Origin of the sequence: Pacificoceanicola onchidii, from assembly GCF_004804335.1 — a bacterium.
Classification (GTDB): Bacteria; Pseudomonadota; Alphaproteobacteria; order Rhodobacterales; family Rhodobacteraceae; genus Pacificoceanicola; species Pacificoceanicola onchidii.
The window spans coordinates 1,060,633-1,069,544 of record NZ_SRXY01000001.1 but is presented as its reverse complement, the minus strand read 5'-3'; the positions used below and the strand labels follow the sequence as shown (position 1 = coordinate 1,069,544).

Sequence of the window (8,912 nt, the reverse complement as noted above, 5' to 3'; positions counted from 1 at the left end):
CAACCCGAGCTTGTCTTCCTCCGCGAAGACAGCGACGGTCTTCTTCCCCATCTCATTCGCCGCCCGCATAATACGGATCGCAATCTCTCCTCGGTTGGCTATGAGAATCTTGTTGAAGCTGGTCATAAGTGTCCTGAAGTCCTGCGGAAAGGTAGGGGCTTTGGGCAGACGCGGAGCCCAAAGCGCATCCAATTTTGTGTTGTTTACGATCAGAAGCCACTGCCTCTTTCAGACAAGAGCAACCAAGCCAAAATGCTTCAGGCATTCCGGGTTTTCGAGCTGATCAAAGTTGGCGACTGTGGTTTTGTTTACAATCGCGCGTACAGCGATTTCCGAAGTTTTGCCGTTTCGCGTGCGCGGAATGTCTGGAACCCCAAGTATGCGCGCGGGAACATGGCGTGGGGTGCAATGCTGTCCAATCGCTTGTTTTATCGAACGAACCACCTGATCAGAGAGCGAAGTTCCGGGCTTCGGTACCACGAACAACACCACCTCCACGTCATCGCCAATGTCATGCCCGACAACAACGCAATCCGCCACGTCATCCAGGTTTTCCAAAGCCCTGTAGATCTCGGCTGTCCCGATGCGTACGCCGCCCGGGTTCAGTGTTGCGTCGCTTCTACCGTGGACAATATAACCCCCGCTGGGCCTGCGTTCGATGCGGTCGTGCTGGCACCAAATGTTCTCGAAACTGGAGTAATAGGCGTCGTGGTAGCGTGCTCCGCTTACGTCTCCCCAAAACCCGATTGGCCGAGATGGGAAGGGTGTGACACAAGTCAGATCGCCTAGGCCGCGCTCCGGCTCGTGTCCGGTTTCGTCGAACACTCGGACATTCATGCCCAGCCCTGCGCATTGCAATTCTCCGGCGCGTACAGGCAAGGTCGGGCACCCCAAGAGAAAACAGGACACGATGTCTGTTCCGCCGGAAATGGACGCAAGGAGAACATCGCTTTTGACGGCGCGATAAACGTACTCGAAATTCGCTGGGCTGAGAGGCGATCCGGTGGAAAAAACCGCGCGCAGTTTCGCGAGCTCTACATCAGGAGAGATTTTTTCGTCATATTTTCTGAGCGTTTCCAGATATTTGGGGGATGTGCCGAAATGCGTGACCTGAAACTGTTCGGCCATGCGCCACAGAGCTTTTGTGTCAGGGTAGAAAGGCGAGCCATCGTAGAGGACAATTGTTGCCCTAGAGGCGAGGCCGGACACCAGCCAGTTCCACATCATCCAGCTGCAGGTCGAGAAGTAGAACAGTCGGTCACCGGGGCGAATGTCAGAGTGTAGCTGATGTTCCTTGAGATGCTGAAGCAAAGTGCCGCCCACCGAATGGACGATGCATTTCGGAGGCCCCGAGGTTCCGGAAGAGAACATGATCAACAAAGGGGCGTCGAATGGGACTCGTGTGAATTCGAGCTTCGATGGATCCGCTTCACCTGATACTGCCGTCTCGTCCGTACAGCCCTCTGGCGTTGGCGAGAGCTGGCTGCCGGGAAAAGGTACCCGGATGCTGGCATTAAGCGATGGCAGGCCCGCGCTGACGTCCAGCATCTTGGCGTCCATGCTATGCCACTTTGCCTTGTAGCTGTATGCGTTTGCCCAGAGCAGAACCTTGGGCTGGATCTGGAGAAAGCGGTCCAGGATCGCGCCTGCACCAAAATCCGGAGAACAGGACGACCAAACCGCCCCCAGTGATGCGGTGGCCAGCATGTAGACGACCGTCTTGGGGATATTCGGCATAACAGCGGCGACCCGGTCGCCCTTGGTAACACCTTGATCACGCAGAACCTTCTGGGCGATGGCGACGTCAGCACGCAGCTGATCCCAACTGATCGCGATGTCATCCCCCGTTTCAGGCCGAAACAGAATGGCAGGTTTCGCGCCGGTCTGTCGCAGACAGTTTTCGGCATAGTTCAGGCGCGCACTGGGGAAAAAGCGTGCGGTTTTGACGTTCTGCCCATCGACAAGCGAAGGTCCGGGCTTTTCACCAACCACTCCGGCAAATTCCCAAACCTTGGACCAGAACGGGCCTGGGTTCTGCACGGACCATGCATGCAGATCGTCGTAGGACCTGAATGCATGCCCGGTCGAATCCGCGACATCTTGGGTGAACCGCGTCAAAAGCATGTCGCGGTAGTCTTCTGGATTGGGCGACCACATGAGATCGCCGGCTTCGATATCAGGCATTGTTCACCTAAGCCCGTTTGCCGATTTGAACATCGCGTTTCTTGATCGAAAGCGGCGAGCGGTAGGTTTCGAAGTTGCCGCAAACGCTGATGTGTTGCGCGGTGATATTTCTCGCCGCACCAGATGCGAGATACATGGCCAAAGCGGCGATTTCTTCCATATCGATCAGAGAATGCAATGAGATGTTGTGCAGCATAGCCGAGAGGTAATCCTGGGGGTCCACGTGGTTTTTGGCGGCCTGTGCTTCGACCACATCTTTGCCGCGCGGGCCGTCGATCACACCGGGGAGGATCGAATTGACCCGGATCCCGAACTCGCCAAGCTCGACCGCGAGAACGTCGGTTAACCCTCTGACGGCGTATTTGGACGTTGAATATGGGGCGCGCAGCGGCATGCCGATGCGCCCGGCGACCGAGCTTAGGTTGATGATTGCTCCGCTGTTCTGCGGCTTCATCTGTGCTGCGGCGCGCCGCGCGCAGTAGAACTGGCCGTTCACATTGACGCGCATGGTCATATCCCATTCGTCATCCGTGATTTCGTCAATCGGCTTTGTCGGCCCCGCGATACCTGCGTTGTTGACCAACACGTCGATACCGCCGTGCAGCTTCGACAGGAATTCAAACATCCTGTCGACTTCGGAAGACTTGCTCACGTCACATTTGACGGCCGTCACGGGCGCATCCCAGCCAGAGCAAGCCTCCAGCTGGTCTTCGGCAATGTCACAGACAAGTACCTTGGCACCGGCCCGCGCGAATGAGATTGCAACTTCCTTGCCAATTCCCGAGGCGCCTGCGGTTACGAGCACGCGCTTGTTTTCCAAACCTGTTGTCATCGGTTGTCTCCTTAGCGTCTACCGTTGGCACCAACGCGAAGGGCATCAACGGCCACCGCGATGAAGATCAAAACACCGCCGATCATCTCGACGTAGAAGGACGGGACATTCACAATGGACAGACCGGTTTGAATGATCGTCAGAAGAAAAACGCCCCCGAGAATACCCCAAACCTGACCCCGGCCACCGAACACGCTGATGCCACCAAGGATCGGTGCAGCGATCGAATAAAGCAGGAAGCCGGAGCCCTGGTCTGAAACGATGGCGATTTGCCACGATGCGAGAAAGTAGCCTGCGATCCCGGCGATCATGCCGGACAACGTGAAGGCCGCGATCTTGATGCGATCAATCCGAATTCCTGCAACAAAGGCTGCATCCGTGTTGCCGCCCGTTGCATAAAGCTTTCGGCCAAACACCGTGCGCTTCAACACGATGCCCATCAGGATGAACGCGGCCAGCAGGAAGAATGGCATCACCGGCCACCCGCCAAGGATCGTCGCCTGCCCAACCCAGATGTAAGCATCGGAAAACGAGATGATTGTGGAGCCTTTGGTGATCGCCAGCAGCGCGCCTTGCAAAATGATCATCATGCCCAGCGTTTCGATAAGCGAAACCATCCGCAACTTGGTGACACAAAGCCCGTTGATGAACCCGACGAGCGTGGCAAAAGCAACGCCCACCCCGACACCTGCAAAGGTCGGCAGTCCCAGTTCAATGGACGCAAGCGCGCCGATGGCGGATGACAGACCAAGATTCCCGGCAATGGAAAGGTCGATCTCTCCAACAAGCAAGGGCAGGGCCGCCGCCAAGGCCAACAGCCCGAGCACTGTCGCCTGGGTGAGGATGTTCTGGAAGTTTGCAGCCGTGAAGAAATACTGGTTCATCAGGCTGAACAGAACAACAAGCGCGATCAGCATGAACCAGACGATGTTGTTGAGCAGGAAGTCCTTCGTCGGCATGAGGCGCGCTCCCCTTGATGTTGAGTTTGCTGGCTTGGCAGAGATATCCATTGTCATGGTGACCTCCCTTCTTGGTGTTATGCGGAGAAACGAGTGGCCTCTGTCGACGCGAAGGCCTTAGAGAACACGATGTCTTTGGTGAGTTGGGAGGATGGTTGCACGTCAACGATACGGCCATTCACGAACATGGCGACGCGGTCCGTCACCCTGAGCATTTCGTCCAGATCTGATGTGATCACGATGGAAGAGACGCCGGAGTTGCTCATGGTGTCGACAATTCTATGCACCTCTTCCTTGACGCCCACATCAATGCCGCGTGTTGGCTCATTCAGGACGACCAATTGCGGTTTTGTGGCCATAAGGCGGGATATGCAGACTTTCTGCTGATTGCCGCCGGACAGGGACAGGACCGGATCATTTTGCGACTGCGCCTTGATTTCGAACACTTTCGAAAACTGCTCGACGATCTTGCGCTCCTTGGCACGATTGACCCACCCGCCAAATGCCACGCGATGAATGCTGGAGAGTGTGATGTTTTCGGCGATGGACTGAATCCCGATGAACCCGTCCCGCAGGCGATCTTCGGCGAGAAAGGCGATGTGATTGTCGATCGCGAGGGCCGGGTGCGCAGGCAGCTTCATGGCGTTGCCACGGTAGTTCAGGTGCCCCGTTGCGCCCGGTATCAGGCCATAAAGGGCTCTTCCAAGTTCACGGGCACCGGATCCGGGCAGTCCGGCAAAGCCGATGACTTCACCTTCGTATATGTCCAGTTCGTCGATTTCCAATCCCTGCGCGCGAATCTCTCTCAGCGACCACGCGACGGGTTTTTCCGGTTGGGGCTGGCGCTGAAACAGGACCACATCCCGCCCGACAACCAATTCACTCAGGCCGTCGGAACTGACGTGCTGTACACTCTGATTGGCGCCGACCATGTTGCCGTCCCTGAGAACGGACACCTCATCGCAGATTTCGAGGATTTCCTCATTGTAGTGCGAAATGAAGATGAAGGAGACGCCCGTTGTTTTGAGTTTGCGAATGAAATCAAACAGCAGGGCCTTGTCGGAGACAGACAAATCCGTGGTTGGCTCATCCAGGATGATCAGTTTTCCACCGGAGTGCAAGGCGCGGGAAATATTGAGTTTTCTTCGATCCACCGCAGACAGCTCTCCAGCAAGCTGGTGTGGGTCGAGATTGGCGTCATCAAGGTCGTTGAGGAACGCCGACGCCATTTTGTACATCTTGCGGTCATTGACGAAGGCCCCTTTTGAAGGCCAGCGCCCAAGCATAAGGTTATCCGCCACCGTCATCGAATCCACGACCATGGGTTCTTGCGTCACAAGGAAAACCCCGAGGTCTTCCATTGCCTCGACGTCCGCGTCGTTGACCTCCTGCCCTTGCCAGTAAATCTTGCCCGAGGTTGGCGAAACGAGGCCGGCTATGGTTTTGACCAGCGTGGATTTTCCTGCGCCGTTCTCGCCGAGCAAGCCGTGGACCGTGCCAGGGCTGACGGTGAGCGAAACCCCCTTCAGCGCGGTCAGGGAGTCGTAACGTTTTACGACGGTGTCAATTTCAAGAAGATGGTTGGTCATGTCTCGCCTCTGTCGCGCAAGAGAATTTGGGCCGCCCGGAACACAGGTCCCGGACAGCCCCGGGAGGATCAGCCGTAGGCAAAGCCCCAATCGTTCACGGCGATGTTGCCCCAGTGCCGCGGGTCGGCGGCGTTTTCGGGCAGGATCGAGAACGGTGGAATGATGAGACGCGGGCCTGTGACGCTGTCGACGATTTCACCGCGCTCCCAGAAGTAGCTGGGGTTGTCGTAGGTGCCGAGCGGAACAGCGTCCTTGCCACCGTTGATAATGTGGTTGGCGATCAGCTCGATTGCGATAGCACCATAGCCGATAGCGTCCTGGGACACGTCAGCATCCTGATGACCGGTAAGCAGATGCTGAATGCCGCCCGGCTCTCCGTCGATGGTGACAAAGATCACGTGGCCTTCTTCGTCTATTTTCTTCCATTTGCCCTTCTGGCGCAGAGCCGTCACAACACCTTGGCCGGGCGTGTCCGAAGGGGCGTGAACCGCGTCGAGGTCCGGGAATTCAGACAGCGTGTTGGCTGTGACGCTCAGCATGTTATTCAGCAGACCTTCGGTCGGACGGCTGAGCAGCGTGATTTCCGGGTGTTTCGCCAGTTCGGCTTCGAAACCTTCCTTGCGCGCGGCCCAGGCTTCACTCTTGAGTGAGCCGTAGCAGTTCAGAACCACACCCTTGGCCTGACCGCCGTATTTTTTACGCAGGCGCTCGATGATTTCGCGCGCGGCCATCACGCCGCCAAGGTTATTGTCGAATGAAACGGAGGCAGCAACGTTACCGCCGTTGGCGAGGCTGTCGATCATGCCGACGGGGATGTTTTTGGCGTTGGCCTTTCGCACGGCCGAAACCATCGCTTGGCTGTCGACCGTCGCACCAATCATGGCGATCGGGTTCTTCGACATCAGCGACTGCCACTGCTGCAACTGAAGCGTGCTGTCAAAGCTCGCGTTGGTCGCCTGGAACTCCCAACCTAAGGCTTCCGTTGTGCGCTTGGCCGATTCTTCCATGATGCGGAAGAAATAGAAGTCGAGACTTTTGTTGGAGAAGCCGAGAAGCGGCTTGTTCTGTGCCAGCGCCATGGAGCCTGCGCCCATGGTCATGGCTGCGGCGCTGGCTGCGCCCGCTTTCAGGAAACCGCGACGGTTGAGTTTCGCGTCCCGGGACGCGCTCTTGTTGACAGTCATCTTCGATGATCCTCCCAAAAAGTGTCAAAGAGTCAGCCGCAAGCGAGGGCTTGCACGCTGAAGGACAACGGACACCGAGAAAGAGGCGGTCACTGGTATGAGCGTTGCTTTGGCTGCTGATTGGCAGCTTGGCGCGCACATTCTGAGCCGCCGGACGGTCACTTGGGGCGTTCCTTGCAGGTCCGCTCCAAACTCCTCCCGAGACCATAATCCTGCCGGCGAACCTGTCAGAACGGAAATCACTCGTCAATAGTTATGATCACAGATCATGAATATCGAGTGAATGCGTTCTGTACTCTCTGGGAGGAAAGTACGAAATTTGCAGGAATTTCTAAGGAAAAAAAGAGATATTGCCTTTATCTTTCGGCTCATCACTGATTTTGGCATGAGTTTTGCTTTTCATTTGGCAAATGCGGTGGCGAAATATGGTTTGACTGTGATCACAGATCACAATACTGATTCTGCCCATCGTAACCCGCAGGCGACTCGACGCAGGCGCTGACTTGCGGGTGGAGGAGAGGAAAGAAGGTTTTTGGCGAGGCGATTCGATCGCCGTTTCGCAAGGGCGACGCCGAGTATCGGATCAACATCGGAGGAAGAGTTATGAATCAAATGATCCAAAGCGGCTTTTTGAGCCAGGAAGTGTCCAACTTCGTCAGCAAGACGCACCACCTGTTTATCAACAACAAGATGGTTGCAGCAAAGAGCGGGGAGACGTTTGCCGTCTTAAACCCGGCAAATGGCGAAAAGATCGCGGACGTTCCGCATGCAAATCCCGAGGACGTTGATGACGCCGTCCGTGCCGCGCGCGCAGCGTTCGAAAGTGGCCCTTGGGCGCGGATGACGCCCGTGGATCGCGGCAAGCTTGTCTGGCGTCTGGGCGACTTGATCGAGAAGCACGCCGATGAGCTGGCGCAGCTTGAAAGCCTCGACAACGGCAAGCCGATAACGGCCGCGCGCGGCGTTGATCTTAACTTCGGTGTCGAGCTTCTCCGCTACATGGGGGGCTGGTCGACAAAGATCCTTGGCAACAGCGTTCCGGTTTCGCTGGAGGGTGATTGGCACGCCTATACGATGCGCGAGCCGGTTGGTGTTTGCGCGCAGATCGTTCCGTGGAACTATCCGTTGCTCATGGCGATCTGGAAAATTGCCCCGGCCCTGGCCGCAGGTTGCACCATGGTGCTCAAGCCCGCCGAGCAAACCCCGTTGAGTGCGTTGCGTCTTGCCGAGATCATCGCAGAGGCCGGCATTCCCGAAGGTGTGGTCAACATCGTCACGGGTGACGGGCGTACCGGCGCGGCTCTGGTTGAGCATCCCGACGTGGACAAGGTGGCCTTCACCGGCTCCACCGATACCGGCAAACGCATCATGAAAACCGGTGCGGACACCGTCAAAAAGGTCAGCCTTGAACTGGGTGGCAAGTCGCCGGCGATTGTCTTTCCGGATGCCGAAATGGATGTCACGATACCCGGGCTCGCCACGGGCATCTTCTTCAATGCGGGTCAGTCCTGCACGGCTTCGTCCCGGATCTTTGCGCACAAGAGCGTGTACGACAAGGTCGTGGCTGGCCTTGAAGCGGAGGCCAACAAAGCCATCATTGGCCCCGGTCTCGATCCGTCAACCACCCTTGGACCGATCACGTCGGACGAACAGTTTCAAAAGGTTTGCGGATACATCGATGCGGGACGCAATGATGGCGCCGAGATCGTCTTTGGCGGCAAGCGTTGGGGCAACGAGGGCTATTTCGTCGAGCCGACAGTTCTCGCCAACACCACCAACGACATGTCGGTGATCCGGGAAGAGATCTTTGGTCCGGTCGTGTGCGTCATTCCGTTTGGTGACGACGATGGTCATGACGAACTGGTGCAAAAGGCGAACGACACGGACTTCGGCCTTGGCGCCAGCGTGTTCACCCGTGACATCGGGCACGCGCACAAACTGGCGCGTCGGATCAAGGCAGGGACCGTTTGGATCAACACGCACCTGCCCAACGACGTGGCCCTGCCTTTCGGCGGCTACAAGCAGTCTGGTTATGGCCGCGAAATGGGTTTCGAAGCTGTCGAGCTCTACACCCAGGTCAAAACCGTTCTCGCAAAACTCTGATCAAGAAAACCGTGACTGCCGCCCGCGTGATTGGGCGGCGGTCACAACAGACCATAGGAGG

At 57.0% G+C, this 8,912-nt stretch carries 8 protein-coding genes; 2 read left to right on the top strand and 6 right to left on the bottom strand.

Features of this window, described 5'->3' with window-relative positions:
• From E4662_RS24500 to E4662_RS05215, 6 genes are all read right to left on the bottom strand, one after another.
• Nucleotides 1–126: biotin carboxylase N-terminal domain-containing protein (locus E4662_RS24500; RefSeq protein ID WP_136440184.1), on the bottom strand; the 126-nt coding region annotated here is incomplete at its 3' end.
• A 102-nt stretch (nucleotides 127–228) separates the two neighbouring features.
• A complete protein-coding gene (locus E4662_RS05235) occupies nucleotides 229–2,184 on the bottom strand; it encodes an acetoacetate--CoA ligase (protein WP_136440183.1) in 1,956 nt (651 codons plus the stop codon).
• 7 nt (nucleotides 2,185–2,191) lie between these two features.
• Nucleotides 2,192–3,016: an SDR family oxidoreductase gene (locus E4662_RS05230; protein ID WP_136440182.1), complete on the bottom strand. Its 825-nt coding sequence runs from the start codon at nucleotides 3,014–3,016 to the stop codon at nucleotides 2,192–2,194.
• Nucleotides 3,017–3,027: 11 nt separating this feature from the next.
• The gene (locus tag E4662_RS05225; protein ID WP_240705119.1) at nucleotides 3,028–3,975 is read right to left on the bottom strand and encodes an ABC transporter permease; all 948 of its coding nucleotides are present in this window, start codon (nucleotides 3,973–3,975) and stop codon (nucleotides 3,028–3,030) included.
• 77 nt (nucleotides 3,976–4,052) lie between these two features.
• On the bottom strand, nucleotides 4,053–5,564 hold the full coding sequence (locus E4662_RS05220; RefSeq protein WP_136440180.1) for a sugar ABC transporter ATP-binding protein: 1,512 nt from the start codon (nucleotides 5,562–5,564) through the stop codon (nucleotides 4,053–4,055).
• Nucleotides 5,565–5,632: 68 nt separating this feature from the next.
• Nucleotides 5,633–6,748, bottom strand: coding sequence for a sugar ABC transporter substrate-binding protein (locus tag E4662_RS05215; RefSeq protein ID WP_136440179.1), 1,116 nt, complete (start codon nucleotides 6,746–6,748; stop codon nucleotides 5,633–5,635).
• Nucleotides 6,749–7,031: 283 nt separating this feature from the next.
• Between E4662_RS05215 and E4662_RS05210 the strand changes: the two genes are divergently transcribed.
• Together E4662_RS05210 and E4662_RS05205 are read left to right on the top strand one after the other, a co-directional pair.
• Complete coding sequence (locus tag E4662_RS05210) at nucleotides 7,032–7,250, top strand: hypothetical protein (RefSeq protein ID WP_136440178.1); 219 nt, start codon at nucleotides 7,032–7,034, stop codon at nucleotides 7,248–7,250.
• A 101-nt stretch (nucleotides 7,251–7,351) separates the two neighbouring features.
• A complete protein-coding gene (locus E4662_RS05205; protein ID WP_136440177.1) occupies nucleotides 7,352–8,851 on the top strand; it encodes an aldehyde dehydrogenase family protein in 1,500 nt (499 codons plus the stop codon).
• Nucleotides 8,852–8,912: the final 61 nt, after the last annotated feature.